The organism is Pseudomonas sp. App30 (genome assembly GCF_047947025.1).
GTDB lineage: Bacteria > Pseudomonadota > Gammaproteobacteria > Pseudomonadales > Pseudomonadaceae > Aquipseudomonas.
This window is the reverse complement of sequence record NZ_CP133165.1, coordinates 373,056-391,726: the sequence shown is the minus strand read 5'-3', so window position 1 is coordinate 391,726 and position 18,671 is coordinate 373,056. Positions and strand designations below refer to the sequence as shown.

Below are 18,671 nucleotides of genomic sequence, written 5' to 3'. Positions count from 1 at the left end.
AAACCCGAAACCCGAAACCTGAAACCTGAAACCCGAAACCCGCGTAGCCGCTGCCGCCAGGCTGCGCTGGCCCAAACGTGCGCTGAAGATCTTCAGCGTGGCTTGCAGGTGCATGCCTGAAGCCTTGCAGCGCTTCCAAAATCGAGCGCCGCCCGCGCGGCGCGACCCGGCCTAACGGCCGGTGCTACATTTGTCGCACCGTGCCATGGCCTGATGGATAGGCGTCGCATCCCCCCCACCATTCGCCGGCCCACGCTTGCAGCCACCCTGCGCATAGAGTACAAATGTACTCCATGACTACTCTATCCCCCAAACGCAGCGCCATCCTCACCTTTATCCGCGATCGCATTGCCGATCACGGCCAGCCGCCGAGCCTGGCGGAAATCAGCGAGGCCTTCGGGTTTGCCTCGCGCAGCGTGGCGCGCAAGCATATCGTGGCCCTGACCGAGGCCGGTTTCATCGAAGTCACGCCCAACCAGGCGCGCGGCATTCGCCTGGCGCGTAGCCAGCGCCGGCCCGAGCTGCTGGAAATACCGGTGCTGGGCCGGGTGGCGGCGGGGCGGCCCATCGACCCCGACGTGGGTGTGCACGACCACATGGTGTTCGACGCGCGCATGTTCGCCCGCACGCCCGACTTCCTGCTGCAGGTGGCCGGTGACTCGATGATCGGCGACGGCATCCTCGACGGCGACCTGGTGGGCGTCAAGCGCCAGCACGACGCGCGCAACGGCCAGATCGTGGTGGCGCGCCTGGACGGCGAGGTCACCATCAAGCGCCTGGAACTCAAGAGCACCGGCGTGCGCCTGATGCCGCGCAACCCCGACTATGACCCCATCGTGGTGGACGCCGAGCAGGAGCTGGTGATCGAAGGCATCTTCTGCGGCCTGGTACGCCGCTGATGGGCGCGGTGGTCAGCCTCGAAGGCCTGCTCGACGAGCGACGGGTGTGGAAGGGCCGTGCCCAGGCCCAACCCGTGGCCGCCCAGCCTACCGGCCATGGCTGGCTCGACCGCGCCTTGCCCACTGGCGGCTGGCCGCCGTCGGCGCTCAGCGAAATCCTCATTCCCTGCGCCGGCAGTGGCGAGCTGCGCCTGCTGTGGCCCACCCTGGCACGCCTGACCCAGGCCGGCGAGCGCGTGGTGCTGGTGGCGCCGCCGTTCATTCCGTACCCGGCGGCCTGGGAGGCGGCAGGCGTCGACTTGCGCCAGCTGGCGCTGGTCGACGCCAAGGGCACCGAAGCCCTGTGGGCCGCCGAACAGTGCCTGCGCTCGGGCAGCTGCGCGGCGGTGCTGTGCTGGCCGCAGAGCGCCGACGACCGTGCCCTGCGGCGCCTGCAGGTGGCCGCCGAAACCGGCCAGACCCTGGCGTTCGCCTGCCGCCCGCAGCAGGCCGCGCACAACCCGTCGCCGGCGGCCCTGCGCCTGGCCATCGACCTGCGCCCGGCCCAGGTGCGCGTGCTCAAGTGCCGTGGTGGGCTGGCCCCGGCCGCGCCGCTGGCCTTCAGCGAGAGCGCCTGAGGTTGTCATGCTCTGGGCCTGCATCCTATTCCCGCAACTGGCGCTGGACAGCGCCCGCCGTCGTCGCGAAGACCCCGACGCGCCCCTGGCGCTGATCAGCGGCCCCACCCAGCGCCGCGTGCTGCAGGCGGTCAATCCGGCCGCCCGGGCCCTGGGCCTGCGCCCCGGGCAAACGCTGACTGCGGCCCATGCCCTGACGCGCGACTTCGCCACCCAGGAGCACGACCCGGCCGACATCGAGCAATGCCAGCAATTCCTGGCTGCCTGGGCCTACCGCTTCAGCTCCCAGGTCAGCCTGCATTACCCCCGCGCGCTGCTGCTGGAGGTGCAATCGAGCCTGGGCCTGTTCGGCCCCTGGCCACAGTTTGAGGCGCGGCTGCGCGCCGAGCTGCAAGGCCTGGGCTTCAGCCACCGCATCACCCTGGCGCCCAACCCGGCGGCCGCGCGCATGCTCGCCAACGCCCACGACGGCCTGGCGGTGCTGGCGCCTGCGCAGCTGCCGGCGGCCCTGGCGCCGCTGTCCATCGAGCGGGTGGGCCTGCCACGGGAAACCGCCACCGCGTTCGCGCGCATGGGCCTGCGCCAGCTGGGCCAGGTACAGGCGCTGCCGCGCGACACCGTGGCCCGGCGCTTTGCCGCCAGCGACCTGCAGCACCTGGACACGCTCGCCGGCCTGCGCCCGTTGGCCCTGTCGTTCTACCTGCCGCCGGACTTCTTCGAGCAGCGCATCGAGCTGAACTTCGACGTCGAGTCGCACCAGGCCCTGCTGTTCCCCCTGCGCCGGCTGATCAACGACCTGGCCGCCTACCTGGGCGGGCGCGACAGCGGCGTGCAGCGCTTCACCCTGCACCTGGAACATGCCGAAGGCGAGGACACCCTGGTGCCGGTGGGCCTGCTGGGCGCCGAGCGCGACGCCGGCATGCTCTTCGAGCTGGCCCGCGGGCGCCTGGAGCCGGTGCAGGTCAAGCGCCCGGTGCGCAACGTGCGCCTGGTGGCGCGCGACCTGCCGCGCTTCGTGCCCACCCACCAGACGTTGTTCGACCAGCGCCCGCAGCAGTCCCAGCCCTGGGAACAGCTGCGCGAACGCCTGCGTGCGCGCCTGGGCGACGACGCCATCAGCGGCATCGCCGCCCGCGCCGACCACCGCCCCGAGCGCGCCTGGCTGGCGGCCAGCGTGCCCAAGGCGCTGCTGGCGCCCGGCCTGGCGCCGCGCCCCGGCTGGCTGCTGGCCGAGCCCCAGGCCTGGACCGACTGCGACCTGCGCGTGCTGGCCGGGCCCGAACGCATCGAGTCGGGCTGGTGGGACGGTGGTGACATCCGCCGCGACTACTACCTGGTGGAAACCACCAGCGGCCAGCGCGCCTGGGCCTACGAAACGGTGGGCGAGCAGGGGCGGCTGTGGCTGCAGGGCTGGTTCGCATGAACGGCTACGCCGAGCTGCACTGCCTGTCCAACTTCAGCTTCCAGCGCGGCGCCTCCAGCGCCCAGGAACTGTTCGAACGCGCCAGGCGCCATGGCTACCAGGCCCTGGCGATCACCGACGAATGCACCCTGGCCGGCATCGTCCGCGCCTGGCAGGCCGCCAAGGCCTGCGAGTTGCCGCTGATCGTCGGCAGCGAGATGCGCATCCACGAAGGCCCCAAGGTGGTGCTGCTGGTGGAGAACCTGGCTGGCTACCAGAGCCTCTGCCAGCTGATTACCCTGGCCCGGCGCCGGGCCGCCAAGGGCGACTACCAGGTGCTGCGCGAGGATTTCGCCCAGGTGCCGTTGCATGGCCTGGTGGCCCTGTGGGTGCCCGACAATACCCACGACCTGGCCCCTGGCCACTGGCTGCGCGGGGTGTTCGGCAGCCAGCAACTGTGGCTGGCGGTGCAACTGCACCGGGGCGCCGACGACCACGCGCGGCTGGCGCAGCTGCAGGCCCTGGCCGCGCAACTGGGCCTGCGCGCCGTGGCCAGCGGCGACGTGCACATGCACGCCCGTGGGCGCCGGGCGCTGCAGGACACCATGACCGCCATCCGCCACCACACCACCGTGGCCGACGCCGGCCACCACCTGTTCGCCAACGGCGAGCGGCACCTGCGGCCCTTGCCGATGCTGGCCGAGCTCTACCCCCAGGCGTTGCTGGACGAAACGGTCTATATTGCCCGGCGCTGCACCTTCAGCCTCGACCAGCTGCAATACCAGTACCCCCGCGAGCTGGTGCCCGAGGGCCACACGGCCAGCCAGTGGCTGCGCACGCTCACCGAGCAGGGCATGCACTGGCGCTGGCCCCAGGGCGCCACGCCCGCGGCGCGGGCGCAGATCGACAAGGAACTGGCGCTGATCAGCGAGCTGGGCTACGAAAGCTATTTCCTCACCGTGCACGACATCGTTCGCTTCGCCCGTGACCAGGGCATTTTGTGCCAGGGCCGCGGCTCGGCGGCCAACTCCGCCGTGTGCTTCGCCCTGGGCATCACCGAGCTGGACCCGGGGCGCATGAACATGCTGTTCGAGCGCTTCATCTCCAAGGAACGCAACGAGCCGCCGGACATCGACGTCGACTTCGAGCACGACCGCCGCGAAGAGGTGCTGCAATACGTGTTCAACCGCTACGGCCGCCGCCGCGCCGCGCTCACCGCCGTGGCCAGCAGCTACCGTGGCGCCGGCGCCATACGCGACGTGGCCAAGGCCCTGGGCCTGCCGCCGGACCAGGTCAACAGCCTGGCCGACTGCGTGGGCCGCTACAGCGACCGCGTGCCGCCGGTGGGGCGCCTGGGCGAGGCCGGCTTCGACGTCGACAGCCCGGTGCTGCGCCGGGTGCTGACGCTCACCGCCGAACTAATGGGCTTCCCCCGGCACCTGTCCCAGCACCCCGGCGGCTTCGTCATCAGCGAGCACCCGCTGGACACCCTGGTGCCGGTGGAAAACGCGGCCATGGCCGAGCGCACCATCATCCAGTGGGACAAGGACGACCTCGACGCGGTGGGGCTGCTGAAAGTCGACGTGCTGGCCCTGGGCATGCTCAGCGCCTTGCGCCGCAGCTTCGACCTGCTGCGCCGTTATCGGGGCCGCGACCTGACCCTGGCGAGCATTCCGGCGGAGTGCGCGCGCACCTATGAAATGATCAGCCGCGCCGACACCGTGGGCGTGTTCCAGATTGAATCGCGCGCGCAGATGGCGATGCTGCCGCGCCTGCGGCCGACGAAGTTCTACGACCTGGTCATCCAGGTGGCCATCGTGCGCCCGGGGCCCATCCAGGGCGACATGGTTCATCCCTACCTGCGCCGGCGCAACAAGGAAGAGCCGGTGGTGTACCCGTCCGAGGCGCTGAAGAAGGTGTTCGAGCGCACCCTGGGCGTGCCGCTGTTCCAGGAACAGGTGATGGAACTGGCCATCGTCGCCGCCGACTACAGCCCCGGCGAGGCCGACCAGCTGCGCCGCTCCATGGCCGCCTGGAAGCGCCACGGCGGCCTGGAACCGCACCAGCTGCGCCTCACCGAAGGCATGCTGCGCAACGGCTACAGCCTGGAGTTCGCGCAGAAGATCTTCGAGCAGATCAAGGGCTTTGGCAGCTACGGCTTTCCCGAGTCCCACGCGGCCAGCTTCGCGCTGCTGACCTACGCCAGCTGCTGGCTCAAGTGCCATGAGCCGGCGGCCTTCACCTGTGCGCTGATCAACAGCTGGCCCATGGGCTTCTACAGCCCCGACCAGCTGCTGCAGGACGCCCGCCGGCACCAACTGCAGACCCGCGCCGTGGACGTGCGCCACAGCGACTGGGACTGCACCCTGGAGCCGTGCGGGGCAGGGCAGCCGGCCATTCGCCTGGGCCTGCGGATGATTCGCGGCTTTCGCCAGGAAGACGCCCTGCGCATCGAACAGGTGCGGGCGCTGCAACCCTTCGCCGACGTCAGCGACCTGTGCCTGCGCGCCGGCCTCGACCAACGCGCCCGCGCGCTGCTGGCCGACGCCGACGCCTTGCAGGGGCTGGCGGGCGACCGCTTCCGTGCGCGCTGGGAGGTGGCCAGCGTCGAGGCGCAGCTGCCGCTGTTCGCCGACCTGCCCAGCCGCCGCGACACGCCGGTGGCGTTGCCGGTGCCCAGCGTTGGCGAAAACCTGGTGGCCGACTACGCCACCGTCGGCACCACCCTGGGCCCGCACCCCCTGACCCTGCTGCGCCCCGGCTTGCAGCGCCTGCGTTGCCGCAGCTCGCGGGAGCTGGCCGGTATCGACCATGGCCGGCACATCAGCGTCGCCGGCCTGGTCACCGGCCGCCAGCGCCCGCAGACCGCCAGCGGGGTGATCTTCGTCACCCTGGAAGACGAATTCGGCATGATCAACGTGGTGGTCTGGAACGACCTGGCCGAGCGCCAGCGCAAGCCGCTGGTGAGCGCGCGGCTGCTGCAGGTGCATGGGCGGCTGGAGTCCGAAAGCGGCGTGCGCCACCTGATCGCCGGCAAACTCACCGACCTCACCCCGATGCTGGCGGGGCTGGACATTCGCAGCCGCGATTTCCGCTGAGCCGGGTGCGCCTTACAGCGGCGCGGGCTGGGCAGCGCCGGCCGGCGTGCGGCGGGCCGCCAGGCTCAAGCCGTAGAACACCGCGCCGCCCAGCGCGCAGCCGGTGAACCAGGCGAAGTTGGCCATGGGCTGCAGCCACGGCACGAAGGTGATGCACAGGCCCGCGCCGGCCGCCAGCACCAGGGCTTTCACCGCCACCCAGTTGACGCCGTTGCTGTACCAGTAGCGGCCGCTGGGGCCGTCGTTGAACAGCGCGTCGACGTCGATGTGCTGGCGCTTGATCAGGTAGTAGTCCACCAGCAGGATGCCGAACAACGGCCCGATGCAGGCGGCCAGCACGTCCAGGGTGTAGTGGATGACCTGGGGGTTGTTGAACAGGTTCCAGGGGGTGATGAACACCGACAGCACCGCGGCGATCATGCCGCCCATGCGCCAGCTGATGCGGCTGGGCGAGACATTGGCGAAGTCGAAGGCCGGCGAAACGAAGTTGGCGACGATGTTGATGCCCACGGTGGCGGTGACAAAGGTGAAGGCGCCCAGCAGCACGGCGGTGGTGTTGTCGATGCGCGCCACGGTGGCGATGGGGTCGTGGATCATTTCGCCGAAGATCGGCAGGGTGCCCGAGACAATCACCACGGTCACCAGGGAGAACGCCAGGAAGTTGATCGGCAGGCCCCAGAAGTTGCCGCGCCGTACATCGGCCATGCTGCGGCAGTAGCGGCTGAAATCACCGAAATTCAATGTTGGGCCAGAGAAATACGAGACCACCAGGGCCGTGGCCATGATCACCTGGCCCACGGCCTCCCAGCCGGCCAGGTGTTTCTCGGCCAGGGTGAAGCTGATGTTGCTCCAACCGGCGCGCCAGACGATCCAGCCGGCCAGGGCGAACATCACCGCGTAGACGGCGGGGCCGGCCCAGTCGATGAAGCGGCGGATGGACTCCATGCCGGTCCAGAACACCAGCGCCTGCACCACCCACAACGCGAGGAAACCGAACCAGCCCAGGTACGACAGGCCGGCGAAGGTCACTTGCTGGTAAGGGGCCAGTTCAGGGAAGAAGCGCAGCACCACGATGACCAGCGCACTGGACGCCAGGTACGTCTGCACCCCGTACCAGGCCACGGCGATCAACCCGCGAATCACCGCGGGAATGTTCGCGCCAAACACCCCGAACGCCAGGCGGCAGATCACCGGGTAGGGCACGGCCGCCTGCTGGCTGGGCCGTGCCACCAGGTTGGCGATCACCTGGACGATGCAGATGCCCGCCAGCAGCGCGATCAGCACCTGCCAGCTGGCCAGCCCCAGGGCAAACAGGCTGGCGGCGAACACATAGCCGCCGACGCTGTGCACGTCGCTCATCCAGAACGCGAAGATGTTGTACCAGCTCCAGGTTTGCGCCGTGGGGCCCAGGTCGTAGTTGTAAAGCCTGGGGCTGTAGTGGGTAGGGTGGTTATCCGACATGCCTTGTCTCCCTCGTTCTGGTTTTTTGTATACGAGGTAATAGGCAGAATGTGTGCCAAAGCGGTTTTGGCTCTAGATTGCGGGGTTCAGGGCTTTGGCGGGAGTGCAATGCCACGCATGAGTGCATACCCGCCCAAACACAGTGCGCCGCGATGGGTCGCGTGCGCACCACCCGTAGCAGCTGCCGCAGGCGGCGTCCGGACCCGGCGCGGTATGGCTGGGATCCGCGTTGCGTTCGGACGCGGCCGTCGGCCGCTGCTACGGGGTGAGGCGATGGCAACTGCGCAATATCGTTCAAGACAGGCCCGCCGCGCTCTGGCACAGTCGCTGTCCGTTTCCGCAAGCCTTCAATAAGAACATGCCCAATACCCTTTTGCCGCGCCAGGCGTTCCTGCGCGGCGCCGCTGCCATCATGCCGCTGTCCCTGGCCACCGCGCCCTGGGGACTGCTGGCCGGTTCCATGGCCATCGAGGCCAACCTCACTCCCTGGCAAGGCCAGGGCCTGTCGACCATCGTCTTCGCCGGCGCCGCGCAACTGGTGGCCATCGGCATGCTCAAGGGCGGCGCCGGGGTGGTGTCGATCCTGCTGACCACCTTGCTGCTGACCTCCCAGCACCTGCTGTACGGCATGAGCATGCGCCCGATGATTGCCGGCCTGCCCGGGCGCTGGCGCGTGGGCCTGGGCTTCCTGCTCACCGACGAACTGTTCGCCCTGACCAGCCGCTACGACCAGCAGACCTTCAGCCGCTGGTACGCCCTGGGCGTGGGCCTGACCTTCTACGTGGCGTGGAACCTGTTTACCCTGGCCGGCATCCTGCTGGGCAGCAGCATTCCGGGCATCGAGCACCTGGGCCTGGACTTCTCCATCGCCGCCACCTTCATCGCCCTGATCACCCCGGTGGTGCGCAACGTGCCGACGCTGGTGTGCGTAGCGGTGTCGCTGTGCTGCTCGGTGCTGTTCAGTTATTGGCACTGGGGCTCGGCGTTGGTGCTGTCGGGGCTGGCGGGCATGAGTGCCGGCTTTGTCTGCAACAAACTGTGGGGGAGCCGTTCATGATCTGGGTCGTCATTATCGGCATGGGCGTGCTGGTGTTTCTCAACCGCTACGTGTTCCTGGAGCCGCGCCTGCCGGTGCGCCTGAGCAGCAACGCGCGGCAGTTCCTCGGTTTTGCGGTGCCGGGCATGCTCACGGCCATCTGCGGGCCGATCGTGTTCATGCCCGACAAACAGCTGAACCTGCACTGGGACAACCCCTACCTGATCAGCTCGGTGGTGGCGGTAGGGCTGGTGCTGTTTACCCGCAACACCTTGCTGAGCATGATCCTCAGCATGGCGTTCTTCTTTGCCCTGCGTTGGTGGCTTTAAGCGCTTGACCGCGATCGATATCGCGCAAGGAGCCGACGTCGCAGCAACTGGCTTGAAATGGCGTCGCCTGCATCGCGACTAAAGTCGGCTCCTACACCGTTCGGGGTAGGAGCCGGCCTTGGCCGCGATGCAGGCGACGCGATCTTCGCGTAGCACCAACTGCCTGGTGGGAGCTGCCGCCAGGCTGCGTCAGCGACTGGCCTGCAAAGGTTACAAGGGTTACACCAGCAGCGCCGTGCCATACAGGCCGATGGCGAACACCACGTGCCCCACCACATTCAGCAAGCGCGCCAGCGCCGGCTTCGGCGCGCCGGAGCAGGCGATGCCCACGCCCATGCCCGGTTGCAGGATGAACCAGCCGGCGCCCACGGTGACCAGGCCCACGATCAGCGCCGGGGCGAAGCGTGGTTGCGCCGCCCAGTCCAGGCCCCAGATCAGCAGCAGCGCGGCGGCGAAGACCATGCCGGTGACGTAGTGCATGGCCCAGCCGATGGCCAGTTCATTGGGCACGGGCGCGGATTTGCCGATGCCCTGGCGGTGCACGAAGTGGCCGCGCGGCAGGCCGGCGAACCAGCGGCCCACGAAATGCCAGGCCGGAATCGGCAGGCCCAGGGTTCTGTTCAGCAGCAGGTTCCACAGGTCCAGCAGGGCGGTGGCGCCGGCGCCGATGACCACCGACAGCGCGAGAAAAGCGAGCATCTGGGGGGTATCCTTTCCAAGAGTCGAAGGCCTGCGACAATAGCAGTTTTGCGCCGTTTCAGGTGGCTGCGGCCTTGGGTTTGCGCGCACGCGGCGCCGCGCCCTGGGCGGCTGGCTTGCGCGGTGCGCCCTTGCGTTTTTTCTTCCATGGCGCGCCGCGCCCCGGTGGGCTGGCGGGGCCGCTGATGGTCAGGCTCAACCCGGCGCAGCGCTCTACCTGGCGGCTCATCCAGGCCGACTGCTTGGCCACGAACTCCTCCAGGCTCATCTCGCCGCTTTGCACCATGTCCAGCGCCTGCTCCCAGATGGCCGTGGTGCCGGGGTCGGCGATGGCCCGCGGCACCGCGTCGATCAGGCTGAAAGCGGCGGGCGTGGCGTTCAGCGCCTTGCCGTTCTTGTTCAGGTAACCACGGTCGATCAGGCCCTGGATGATGCCGGCACGGGTGGCCTCGGTGCCGATGCCGGTGGTGTCCTTGAGCTTCTGCTTCAGGCGCGGGTCTTCCACCAGCTTGGCGACGTTCTTCATGGCCTTGATCAGGTCGCCTTCGGTGAATGGCTTGGGCGGCTGGGTCCACAGGTCCTTGAGGTTGACGTCGCCCACCTCGTAGTCGGCGCCTTCGCGCAGCGCCGGCAAGGCCTGGGGGGCTGGCGCCTCGCGGCCTTTGGCGGGCGTGAGGGCCTCGGGCAGGGCGCGGCGCCAGCCCGGCTCGACGATGCGCTTGCCCACCGCGCGCAGGCGCTGGCCGGCGCAGTCGAAGTCGGCCTGGGTGCGGTCGAATTCGTGGTTGGGCAGGAACTGCGCCAGGTAGCGCGCGCGAATCAGCGTGTACACCGCGCGCTGCTTGCCGGCCAGGCGGCCCAGGTCGGTGCCGGCGGCCGTGGGGATGATGCCGTGGTGGGCGCTGACCTTGGCGTCGTTCCAGGCCCGCGAGCGGCGGCTGGGGTCTATGTGCGGTATCAGCTCGGCCAGGGCCGGGTCGGCGCGGCCCAGGGCGGCGATGATGCCCGGCGCCTCGCCGTGCTGGCTGTTGGGCAGGTACCCGCAGTCGCTGCGCGGGTAGGTGATGACCTTGTACTGCTCATACAGCGCCTGGGCGATGTCCAGGGTTTCCTGGGCGCCCAGGCCGAGCTTTTTCGAACACACCTCCTGCAGCGTGCCGAGGTCGAAGGGCAGGGGCGCCACCTCGCGCATGCGCTCGGTGCGCAGCTTGACCAGCCGCGCCGGGGCACCGCTGCGCAGCGCCGCGGCCGCCGCCTGGGCCAGGGGTTGCTGCAGGCAGCGGCCCTGGTCGTCGCAGGCGTCTTCAGGCGGGCACCACTGGGCGGTGAAGGGCAGGCCGCGTGGGTCGAGCTGCACGTCGATGGCCCAGAACGGCGCCGGCACGAACGCGGCGATGCTGCGGTCGCGGTCCACCACCAGGCGTAACGTAGGCGTTTGCACCCGGCCCACGGGCAGCACGCCCTGGTAGCCGGACTGCCGGCCGAGCAAGGTGAACAGCCGGCTCATGTTCATGCCGATCAGCCAGTCGGCACGCGAACGGCCCAGGGCCGAATGGTACAGGCTGAAGGTTTCTGCGCCCGGCTTCAGCGCCGCCAGGGCCTTGCGAATGGACGCGTCGTCCAGCGCCGACAGCCACAGGCGCTGCACCGGGCCGCGGTAGCGGCAGTGCTCCAGCAGCTCACGGGCAATCATCTCGCCCTCGCGGTCGGCGTCGGTGGCAATGACCAGCTCGCGCGCCTCGCCCAGCAGGCGCTTGACCGCCTTGAACTGGCTGGCGGTCTTGGGCTTGACCAGCATCTTCCACTTTTCCGGCACGATGGGCAGGTCGGCCAGCACCCAGCGCTTGTAGCGCTCGTCGTAGGCGTCGGGCGGCGCGGTTTCCAGCAGGTGGCCGATGCACCACGTCACCGTCACGTCCGTGCCCACCCAGCAGCCATCCCCGCGCCGGTTGGCGCCGAGCACCTTGGCGATATCCTTGGCCTGAGAGGGTTTTTCGCAGAGGTAGAGGCGCATGGCCGTGGGTGTCTTCAGTGGTGGTCGAGTTGCATAGGATGAGGAAACCCTGCGCGCCAGGCAAGCAAAATCTGTATGGATATACAGCATGTTGTTGCCGTGCCTCTGAGCAGGCGATGCGAATCCCTCAGGCCATGGCACGGTGCTACATTTGTTGCACCGTGCCATGGCCTGAAAGAGCGGCGTTGCCAGCCTTGGTGGTTCGCCCATGAATAGGCGTTAACCCTTCACCCACAACCCCTCGCACAACAACCCCGCGCAATACCGCGCATTCGCCCGGCGCGTTTCGGCATCCACCGTCTCCCGCGCCATCTGGTCGACCATGCCGACAAAACATTTGCCGATCATGTCCGCCGGAATATCGGTGCGGAACAGGCCTATCTGCTGCTCCTTGGCAATGTTGCTGCCGATCCAGCTGGCCATGCCGGCCTTGGTCTGGGTGCAGCCGGGCGGCTGGAAGAAGCCGATCTGGGTCAGGTCCGGGTCCTGGGCCAGGAAGTCGAAGAAGCGCAGGAAGCTGGTGGCCACGCTGTCCAGCAGCTCGGCGGGGTGCAGGGCGGTCTTGATCAGCAGGGTGCTGATCAGCGCCTCCAGGCGGCGGCGAAACTCGCCCACCAGTTCTTCGTAGGCGGCTTCCTTGCTGTCGAAGTAGCTATAGAAGGTGGGCTGGGTCAGGCCGCTGGCCTTGACGATGTCGCTGACCTTGGTCTCGTGGAAACCCCGCCGGGCGAACTCGGCGGCGGCGGCGCTGCGCAGGCGGGCGTGGGTCTGTTCGCCCTTGGTGAGGGTAGGGGTGGACATGGCGGTTCCGGCAGGGAAATTTTACTTGTGAGTAATGTTACTCAAGAGTAGCCTTTTTGATCAAATGCTACTGGCGAGTATGTTTTCGCCCCTGTGACCTGGAGGTCCACCCATGAAGTTGATCCTGTTCGCCCTGGCCCTGGCGGCCTTCGCCATCGGCACCACGGAGTTTGCGCCCATGGGCCTGCTGCCGGTGATCGCCGATGGTGTGCACGTGTCCATCCCCACCGCCGGGCTGCTGATCAGCGCCTACGCCATTGGCGTGATGGTGGGGGCGCCGCTGATGACCCTGCTGCTGGCACCGTACCGGCGCAAGGCCGCGCTGTTGCTGCTGATGGCGATTTTCACCGTGGGCAACCTGCTCTCGGCGCTGGCGCCGGGCTACGACACCTTGGTGCTGTCGCGGGTGGTCACCAGCCTGGCGCACGGGGCGTTCTTCGGCATCGGTTCGGTGGTAGCGGCCAGTCTGGTGCCGGCGGAAAAACGCGCCAGCGCGGTGGCCACCATGTTCCTGGGCCTGACCATCGCCAACATCGGCGGCGTGCCGGCAGCTACGTGGCTGGGGCAGAACATCGGCTGGCGCATGGCGTTCGCCGCTACCGCCGGGCTGGGCGCGTTGTCCATGCTGGGCCTGGCGCTGTGGCTGCCACGTGGCGAGAGCGGGCAGAAGCCCGACGTGCGTCGCGAGCTGCAGGTGCTGGTGCGCGGTGACGTGCTGCGGGCCCTGTTGACCACGGTGCTGGGCGCCGGCGCCATGTTCACCCTGTACACCTACATCGCCGCGGTGATGCAGGACCTGATCCACGCCACACCGACCTTTGTGACCTTGTTGCTGGTCATGATTGGGATCGGTTTCACCGCTGGTAATTATATCGCCGGCAAGCTCGCCCACCGTTCGCTGGAAGGCACGCTGATCGGCGTCCTGCTGGTGATGGCGGCGCTGATGCTGGGCATGCCCGCGCTGCTGCAAGGGCAGGTGAGTGCGGTGCTGGTGATGGTGGTGTGGGGCGCGTCGGCCTTCGGGCTGGTGCCGCTGGTGCAGGCGCGGGTGATGCAGTCCGCCCACGACGCGCCAGGGCTGGCGTCGTCGGTCAACATTGGCGCCTTCAACCTCGGCAATGGCCTGGGGGCTGCCTTGGGTGGCGGCGTGTTGGCCCTGGGCCTGGGCTACCAATGGGTAGCCCCGGCGGGTGGCGTGCTGGCGCTGGCGGGGCTGGTGCTGGTGGGCTATGGCCACTTCCGCGCGCCGGCCCGGGTGCCTCAGCAGGCCTGAGTCAAAGGTTCCAGCGCTTGGACGTCTTGTGCAGGCGCAGGCGCATGGCTTCCAGGTTGCTGGCCAGTTGCAGGGTCAGCAGGCGGAAGCCCTGGGCGTCCTGGCTGGCCGGCACCACGGCGTGCTCGATCTCGGCGCCGCGCTCGGCCTGGCGCGCCAGGCGGTCGGTGGCGCCGGTCTCCAGGGCGCGGGCCATGGCAATCAGCTGGCGGTTGATCTGCCGGTGCTCGGGGTGCAGCCAGGCGTGCCAGTCGCCGTGGTCCTTGGGGCGCAGGTTGGACAGCAGCTCCAGGGTGCTCAGGCACAGGCGGAATTGGCCCTGGATCACCTCAAGCTCGGTGAGCGGAATGCGCACCTCCTTGGACACCGACGGCATCAACGAGCGCAGTTGCACCATGATGCCGTTGAGTTGTGCGGCCAGCTTCAGGTGCTCGTCGTCGGTCACCGAGTGGCCGTTGAGAATACGCCCGTACGCCTTGGCGCAGCCGCGCAAGCCCTTGGCCAAACTGAAGCGCCACGAGTACACCGCGTACAGCGGGATGGCGAAGGAAAACGCCAGCGCCAGGGCGATGCCGATCAAAATGTCCACCAGCCGCCACAGGCCATCGCTGATAGGGTTGTCGCCGTGCCCGGCGACGATGAACACCGTAATGGCCGACAACAACGCGATATAGCCGCCCTTGCCGATGGCGTGGTAGGCAAAGAACCCGCACACCGTGGACATGGCCACGTACGTCAGCCACTGCTCGTGCAGGTAGCTTTGCTGCAACACCAGCGCCAGGCCAATGGCCGCGCCGATCAGCGTGCCATAGGCGCGTTCCAGCGACTTGCGGCCGATGTTGCCCTGGTGCTGCAGGCCGCCGATCACGATCAGCAGCGTCACCGACGCCCATTCGCCATGGGGCAGGCTCAGCCCTGTGGTCAGCAAGATGGACGCCAGCAGGCCCACCGCCACGCGGCCGGCGTGGATGTAGCGGGCGTAGAGGTAACGGCGGTGCGGGTCGAGCAGGGGGCGCAGGAACGGTAAGCGGCTGGGGCGCAGTGCCTTCATGAGGGTCCGTGTAGGGCGGTGGGTCGGGGCGCCCATTATGCACGCTCGCAGCCCAATTGGGTCCACTGCAAAACCCGTAGCAGCGGCCGCCGGCCGCGTCCGGGGCCCCGCGTTACACCTGTCACACCGCTGACGCAGCCTTCGGCAGCTGCTACCTCCTGTGGGAGCTGGCTTGCCAGCGAGCTGTTGGGGCCATAAAAGCTCGCTGGCAAGCCAGCTCCCACAAGACAGTTGTTGCTACGCCGGGCTCGACACAACCCTTAACACTCCTTTGATTGCCACTTCCCAGGTACGCCCTTACCCTGCGCACCGTCTCCGAAGCCTCGGAGATCAGGTTTAGCGACCTGCATGGGAACGCCGCAGCACCATACCGCTTGTTTCAGGCAACCTTGCCTGCGATAAGTGTTATGGCAGCTGCGTGTGGGAGACTTTCGAGTCTGCCGGTCGTCCCACCGGTTCGCTAACCTGCACGCAGCTGCCACCTCAATCCCCAACCACCGTGGCAGCCCTTCACCTGCAAGGAGCTTCCACCATGGCCACCTTCGTCGCTACCACCTTTTTCCGCCACCAACTGCCCTTGCGCGCGCTGATGATCGAGGACCAGGCCTGGCTGTGCCTGCACGACCTGGGCCGGCTGATGGGCGTGCACTTCGTGGAGCGGCGCATCCGCAGCCTGGACGCCGACCAGCACCGCGAGGCGTGGGTGCAGCTGGACGGGGAGTGGGGCCGGCACCTGCTGGTGAGCGAGACCGGCGCGGTGACCTTGATCATGCACAGCCAGATGCCGGAGAACCGCGCGCTGCGCCAGTGGCTGACGCTGGAAGTGGTGCCGACGCTGCGGCGCATGGGCCCCGGCGAGGTGCCGGCGGTGACGGCCATGTGCGCCCATGGCGGGCAGGTGAAGGTGCTGTATTGGCAGGATGAACCGTGGATTCGCCTGCGTGATATGCCCGAGGTGCTGCCCATCAACCGCCCGCACAAAGCCCCGTGGTGGCGAGTATGGGCCTGACCCCATTCTCCCGGCCATGCGCAACTCTCGTAGCCGCTGCCGAAGGCTGCGCTGGCCTTGAGCCACGCTGAAGATCTTCAGTGTACTCAGGGGCCAGCGCAGCCTGGCGGCAGCGGCTACGGGGCGTGTGGGATCAATGAGCTATCGATGTTGGCAATACCTGGCCTGCGCCTATCTCGATTGGTTCGCTACCACACCCCTTCGCTAAGGTATCCACTGGCCTAACACCCAGGATGCCCCATGCGCTACCAACGTCTCGACCTCAACCTGCTGGTGGCCCTCGAAGCCCTGCTCAGCGAATGCAACGTCACCCGCGCCGCCGAGCGCCTGAACCTGGGGCAGTCGGCCACCAGTTCGGCCTTGGGGCGGTTGCGTGAACACTTCAACGACCCGCTGCTGGTGGCCGTGGGCCGGCGGCTGGAGCCCACGGCGCGGGCGCAGGCCTTGTTGCCCAAGGTGCGCGAGGCGCTGGCGCTGACGCGCGAGGTGATCGAAGCGCCGGCCGCGTTCGACCCCGGCAGCTGCCAGCGGCGCTTTACCGTGGTTGCCTCGGATTACGTGGCGGCGGTGCTGATGCCGGCGGTCAGCCGGGTGCTGGCGCAGGTGGCGCCGCAGGTGCGCCTGGCCCTGCGCGACCTGCCGCTGCCGCGCGGCGGCGACGTGGTCAGCGAGGCGCTGGACTACCGCCGCAGCGATTGCGTGATCGTGCCCCAGCGCCGGCTCAACAGTGACTACCCCCATGCGCCGCTGCTGGTGGACCAGTGGTGCTGCATTGTCTGCGCCCGGTCGGTGCACGCCCAGGGCCTGAGCCTTGCCGCCTACCGCCAGGCGGAACACGTGGTGCGCGAGTTCGCCGACGGCCGCACCCTGGGCATGGACGCGGCGTTCCTGGCCGAGCAGGGTATCGAACGCAAGGTGGGCATCACCGTGGAAAGCTTTGCATTGGTACCCGCGTTCGTGGCCGGCAGCCAGCGGGTGGCCACGCTGTTCCGGCGCCAGGCCGAGCCGTTTGCCGACGCCCACGGGGTGAAGGTGGTGCCGGCGCCGCTGGCGTTTCCCCAGGCGTTGCAGGTGCTGCAGTGGCACCCTTACCAGCAGGACGACCCAGCGCTGGCCTGGTTCCGCGGCCTGCTGGTGGCGCAGGCCGCGGCGCTGGGTCAGGCCTGAGCGTCGCCGGTGTCGGCCACCAGGCCCGCGCTGTCGATGGCGGCCAGGGCGCAGCGTTCGTCGTTGTCGGAGGTGTCGCCGCTGATGCCGATGGCGCCCAGCAGCACGCCCTGGGCGTTGCGAATCAGCACGCCGCCGGGCACCGGAATCACCTGGCCGTCGGTGAGGCTGTTAATGGCGTCGAAGAACGCCGGCATGGCCTGGGCGCGGCGCGCCAGTTCGCGCCCGCCCAGGCCCATGCCCAGGCAGCCGCGGGCCTTGCCGGTGGCGATTTGCGGGCGCAGGAAGCTCGCCTGTTCGTGGCGCAGCACGGCCAGCGGGTGGCCGGCGGCGTCCAGCACGGCGGCGGCGAGTGGACGCAAGCCCAGCTCGCGGCCGCTGGCAATGGCCTGGCTGGCAATGAGGGTGGCGGTGTGCAGGTCGAGGTGGTTCATACGGTCCATTTCCCCAGTTGGGCGACGCGGTCACGGGTGTACAGGTCGGTCCACTTCAGCGAGTTGAAGTCCGAGACCTGCTTGGGGTTGTAGGGGCTGCGCGCCAGGTTCACCGGCTGGCCACCCTTGTACACCGCCTTGAAGCGGCTGCGGTCCTGCAGCAGGCGGATGTCGTCCAGCGGCGAGCCATCCAGCACCAGGAAGTCGGCCTGCTTGCCCACCTCAAGCGTGCCCAGGGTGTTGCCCTTGGGCATGCAGCGCGAACCCACGTTGGTGGCGGCGAACAGCGCCTCGGCGGGGGTGAAGCCCAGGCGCGTGACCAGCAGCTCCAGTTCGCGCGCGTGCCACTCGCCGTAAGGCGTGACGGCAAAGCCCGAGTCGCTGCCGCAGGCAAACGGGATGCCCGCCGCCTTGGCGCGCTTGAGCACCGCCGAGCCCACCTCCAGGGTGCGCGCGCAGTAGCCGGCGTAACCGGTGGTGATGGCCGGGTCGTGGGGCTGGCAGAAGTCCACGGTGTTCTGCGGGAAGGTCATGGTCGGCGCCAGGATGCTGCCCGATTGCAGCAGCGCCTCGATGCAGTCGTCGTCCATGTAGAAGGCGTGGAACACCAGGTCCACCCCGGCCTTGGCGGCGTACAGCACGGCTTCGCGGCCGTAGGCGTGGGTGGCCACCTTGCAGCCCAGGCGGTGGGCTTCGTCGACCATCTCCCGGGTTTCATCGGCGGTGAAGGCGGCGATGATCGAGCCGTCGGGGCGGCGGTGGGTGCCGTCCATGGCGATCTTGATCAGGTCGACGCCGTCCTTGGCCTGGGTGCGGATCTCGGCGATGGCTTCGCTGCGGCTGGTGACCAGGCGCGCAGTAAAGAACTCCGGGGCGCCGACGCGGCTGGGGAACCAGTCGTTGAGGCTCTGGCGGTTGGTGATCACCCGGCTGCTGGCGGCCACGCGCGGGCCTTCGAACAACCCGGCGTTGATGGCGTTGCGCACCGAGATGCTCAACTGGCCGCTGTCACCGGGGCAGACCATGCTGGTGACGCCGGCGGCCAGCACGTGCTGGGCGAAGAACATGCCGCGCAGGGCGCGGAATTCGTCGCTGGTCCACAGGTCGATGTCTTCCTCGCTTTGCGCGTTGCCGAACGCAAGGTGAGTGTGCACGTCCACCAGCCCCGGCATGACGAAGTGCGTGCCGGCGTCCACCAGGGTATCGCCCGGTTGCGGCGCGGGGGCCTGGCTGGTGGGGCCGACGTAGGTCAGCACGCCGTCTTTGGCGATCAGCGTCTGCTGGGTGCGTGGGGCCAGGCTGGTGCTGTCGAACAGGGTCTTGCAGTGCAGGTGAAGGGCGCTCATCGGGGCGGCTCGCTGTTGTTATGAGTATGGGGCGA

Annotated in this window: 16 protein-coding genes; 9 read left to right on the top strand and 7 right to left on the bottom strand. The window is 68.5% G+C overall.

Features of this window, described 5'->3' with window-relative positions; genetic code table 11:
• Positions 1–284: 284 nt before the first annotated feature.
• The 4 genes from lexA to RAM80_RS01750 are packed head-to-tail and all read left to right on the top strand — an operon-like array spanning position 285 to position 6,016.
• Positions 285–899 (top strand): transcriptional repressor LexA, encoded by a 615-nt coding sequence (gene lexA / locus RAM80_RS01765; RefSeq protein ID WP_416424516.1) that lies wholly within the window; start codon positions 285–287, stop codon positions 897–899.
• Positions 899–1,516, top strand: coding sequence for a translesion DNA synthesis-associated protein ImuA (gene imuA, locus RAM80_RS01760; protein WP_416424515.1), 618 nt, complete (start codon positions 899–901; stop codon positions 1,514–1,516). The genes lexA and imuA overlap by 1 nt, the downstream gene beginning before the upstream one ends.
• A gap of 7 nt (positions 1,517–1,523) precedes the next feature.
• Positions 1,524–2,939, top strand: coding sequence for a Y-family DNA polymerase (locus RAM80_RS01755; protein WP_416424514.1), 1,416 nt, complete (start codon positions 1,524–1,526; stop codon positions 2,937–2,939).
• On the top strand, positions 2,915–6,016 hold the full coding sequence (locus tag RAM80_RS01750) for an error-prone DNA polymerase (RefSeq protein WP_416424513.1): 3,102 nt from the start codon (positions 2,915–2,917) through the stop codon (positions 6,014–6,016). The genes RAM80_RS01755 and RAM80_RS01750 overlap by 25 nt, the downstream gene beginning before the upstream one ends.
• A gap of 12 nt (positions 6,017–6,028) precedes the next feature.
• Here RAM80_RS01750 and RAM80_RS01745 read toward each other — a convergent pair whose 3' ends face one another.
• The gene (locus tag RAM80_RS01745) at positions 6,029–7,477 is read right to left on the bottom strand and encodes an NCS1 family nucleobase:cation symporter-1 (protein WP_416424512.1); all 1,449 of its coding nucleotides are present in this window, start codon (positions 7,475–7,477) and stop codon (positions 6,029–6,031) included.
• Positions 7,478–7,835: 358 nt separating this feature from the next.
• Here RAM80_RS01745 and RAM80_RS01740 point away from each other — a divergent pair, with 358 nt between their 5' ends.
• Together RAM80_RS01740 and RAM80_RS01735 are read left to right on the top strand one after the other, a co-directional pair.
• Positions 7,836–8,534, top strand: coding sequence for an AzlC family ABC transporter permease (locus RAM80_RS01740; RefSeq protein WP_416424511.1), 699 nt, complete (start codon positions 7,836–7,838; stop codon positions 8,532–8,534).
• Positions 8,531–8,842: an AzlD domain-containing protein gene (locus RAM80_RS01735; protein WP_416424510.1), complete on the top strand. Its 312-nt coding sequence runs from the start codon at positions 8,531–8,533 to the stop codon at positions 8,840–8,842. The genes RAM80_RS01740 and RAM80_RS01735 overlap by 4 nt, the downstream gene beginning before the upstream one ends.
• 219 nt (positions 8,843–9,061) lie before the next feature.
• Here RAM80_RS01735 and RAM80_RS01730 read toward each other — a convergent pair whose 3' ends face one another.
• From RAM80_RS01730 to RAM80_RS01720, 3 genes are all read right to left on the bottom strand, one after another.
• Positions 9,062–9,541, bottom strand: a complete 480-nt coding sequence (locus RAM80_RS01730) for a DUF2938 family protein (RefSeq protein ID WP_416424509.1) — start codon at positions 9,539–9,541, stop codon at positions 9,062–9,064.
• Positions 9,542–9,599: 58 nt separating this feature from the next.
• Positions 9,600–11,555 carry a DNA topoisomerase III gene (locus tag RAM80_RS01725; protein ID WP_416424508.1) on the bottom strand — a complete coding sequence of 652 codons (1,956 nt, stop codon included), beginning with the start codon at positions 11,553–11,555 and terminating at the stop codon, positions 9,600–9,602.
• 219 nt (positions 11,556–11,774) lie between these two features.
• Positions 11,775–12,356, bottom strand: a complete 582-nt coding sequence (locus RAM80_RS01720) for a TetR/AcrR family transcriptional regulator (RefSeq protein ID WP_416424507.1) — start codon at positions 12,354–12,356, stop codon at positions 11,775–11,777.
• Positions 12,357–12,468: 112 nt separating this feature from the next.
• On the opposite strand from RAM80_RS01720, the gene RAM80_RS01715 reads away from it, so the two are divergent.
• Positions 12,469–13,629: an MFS transporter gene (locus RAM80_RS01715; protein ID WP_416424506.1), complete on the top strand. Its 1,161-nt coding sequence runs from the start codon at positions 12,469–12,471 to the stop codon at positions 13,627–13,629.
• Position 13,630: 1 nt separating this feature from the next.
• Here the strand turns inward: RAM80_RS01715 and RAM80_RS01710 are convergent, their stop codons facing one another.
• Positions 13,631–14,680 carry an FUSC family protein gene (locus RAM80_RS01710; RefSeq protein WP_416424505.1) on the bottom strand — a complete coding sequence of 350 codons (1,050 nt, stop codon included), beginning with the start codon at positions 14,678–14,680 and terminating at the stop codon, positions 13,631–13,633.
• Positions 14,681–15,212: 532 nt separating this feature from the next.
• Here RAM80_RS01710 and RAM80_RS01705 point away from each other — a divergent pair.
• Complete coding sequence (locus RAM80_RS01705) at positions 15,213–15,689, top strand: Bro-N domain-containing protein (protein ID WP_416424504.1); 477 nt, start codon at positions 15,213–15,215, stop codon at positions 15,687–15,689.
• Positions 15,690–15,929: 240 nt separating this feature from the next.
• Positions 15,930–16,856 (top strand): LysR family transcriptional regulator, encoded by a 927-nt coding sequence (locus RAM80_RS01700; protein ID WP_416424503.1) that lies wholly within the window; start codon positions 15,930–15,932, stop codon positions 16,854–16,856.
• Here RAM80_RS01700 and RAM80_RS01695 read toward each other — a convergent pair.
• Both RAM80_RS01695 and RAM80_RS01690 read right to left on the bottom strand, forming a co-directional pair.
• On the bottom strand, positions 16,847–17,290 hold the full coding sequence (locus RAM80_RS01695; protein ID WP_416424502.1) for a GlcG/HbpS family heme-binding protein: 444 nt from the start codon (positions 17,288–17,290) through the stop codon (positions 16,847–16,849). The genes RAM80_RS01700 and RAM80_RS01695 overlap by 10 nt on opposite strands.
• The gene (locus RAM80_RS01690) at positions 17,287–18,636 is read right to left on the bottom strand and encodes an amidohydrolase family protein (protein WP_416424501.1); all 1,350 of its coding nucleotides are present in this window, start codon (positions 18,634–18,636) and stop codon (positions 17,287–17,289) included. The genes RAM80_RS01695 and RAM80_RS01690 overlap by 4 nt, the downstream gene beginning before the upstream one ends.
• Positions 18,637–18,671: the final 35 nt, after the last annotated feature.

Bases quoted from the DNA above. Each gene is read 5' to 3' on its own strand.
- lexA (WP_416424516.1), top strand. From the start codon at position 285: ATGTACTCCATGACTACTCTATCCCCCAAACGCAGCGCCATCCTCACC.
- imuA (WP_416424515.1), top strand. From the start codon at position 899: ATGGGCGCGGTGGTCAGCCTCGAAGGCCTGCTCGACGAGCGACGGGTG.
- RAM80_RS01755 (WP_416424514.1), top strand. From the start codon at position 1,524: ATGCTCTGGGCCTGCATCCTATTCCCGCAACTGGCGCTGGACAGCGCC.
- RAM80_RS01745 (WP_416424512.1), bottom strand. From the start codon at position 7,477: ATGTCGGATAACCACCCTACCCACTACAGCCCCAGGCTTTACAACTAC.
- RAM80_RS01740 (WP_416424511.1), top strand. From the start codon at position 7,836: ATGCCCAATACCCTTTTGCCGCGCCAGGCGTTCCTGCGCGGCGCCGCT.
- RAM80_RS01735 (WP_416424510.1), top strand. From the start codon at position 8,531: ATGATCTGGGTCGTCATTATCGGCATGGGCGTGCTGGTGTTTCTCAAC.
- RAM80_RS01730 (WP_416424509.1), bottom strand. From the start codon at position 9,541: ATGCTCGCTTTTCTCGCGCTGTCGGTGGTCATCGGCGCCGGCGCCACC.
- RAM80_RS01725 (WP_416424508.1), bottom strand. From the start codon at position 11,555: ATGCGCCTCTACCTCTGCGAAAAACCCTCTCAGGCCAAGGATATCGCC.
- RAM80_RS01720 (WP_416424507.1), bottom strand. From the start codon at position 12,356: ATGTCCACCCCTACCCTCACCAAGGGCGAACAGACCCACGCCCGCCTG.
- RAM80_RS01715 (WP_416424506.1), top strand. From the start codon at position 12,469: ATGAAGTTGATCCTGTTCGCCCTGGCCCTGGCGGCCTTCGCCATCGGC.
- RAM80_RS01710 (WP_416424505.1), bottom strand. From the start codon at position 14,680: ATGAAGGCACTGCGCCCCAGCCGCTTACCGTTCCTGCGCCCCCTGCTC.
- RAM80_RS01705 (WP_416424504.1), top strand. From the start codon at position 15,213: ATGGCCACCTTCGTCGCTACCACCTTTTTCCGCCACCAACTGCCCTTG.
- RAM80_RS01700 (WP_416424503.1), top strand. From the start codon at position 15,930: ATGCGCTACCAACGTCTCGACCTCAACCTGCTGGTGGCCCTCGAAGCC.
- RAM80_RS01695 (WP_416424502.1), bottom strand. From the start codon at position 17,290: ATGAACCACCTCGACCTGCACACCGCCACCCTCATTGCCAGCCAGGCC.
- RAM80_RS01690 (WP_416424501.1), bottom strand. From the start codon at position 18,636: ATGAGCGCCCTTCACCTGCACTGCAAGACCCTGTTCGACAGCACCAGC.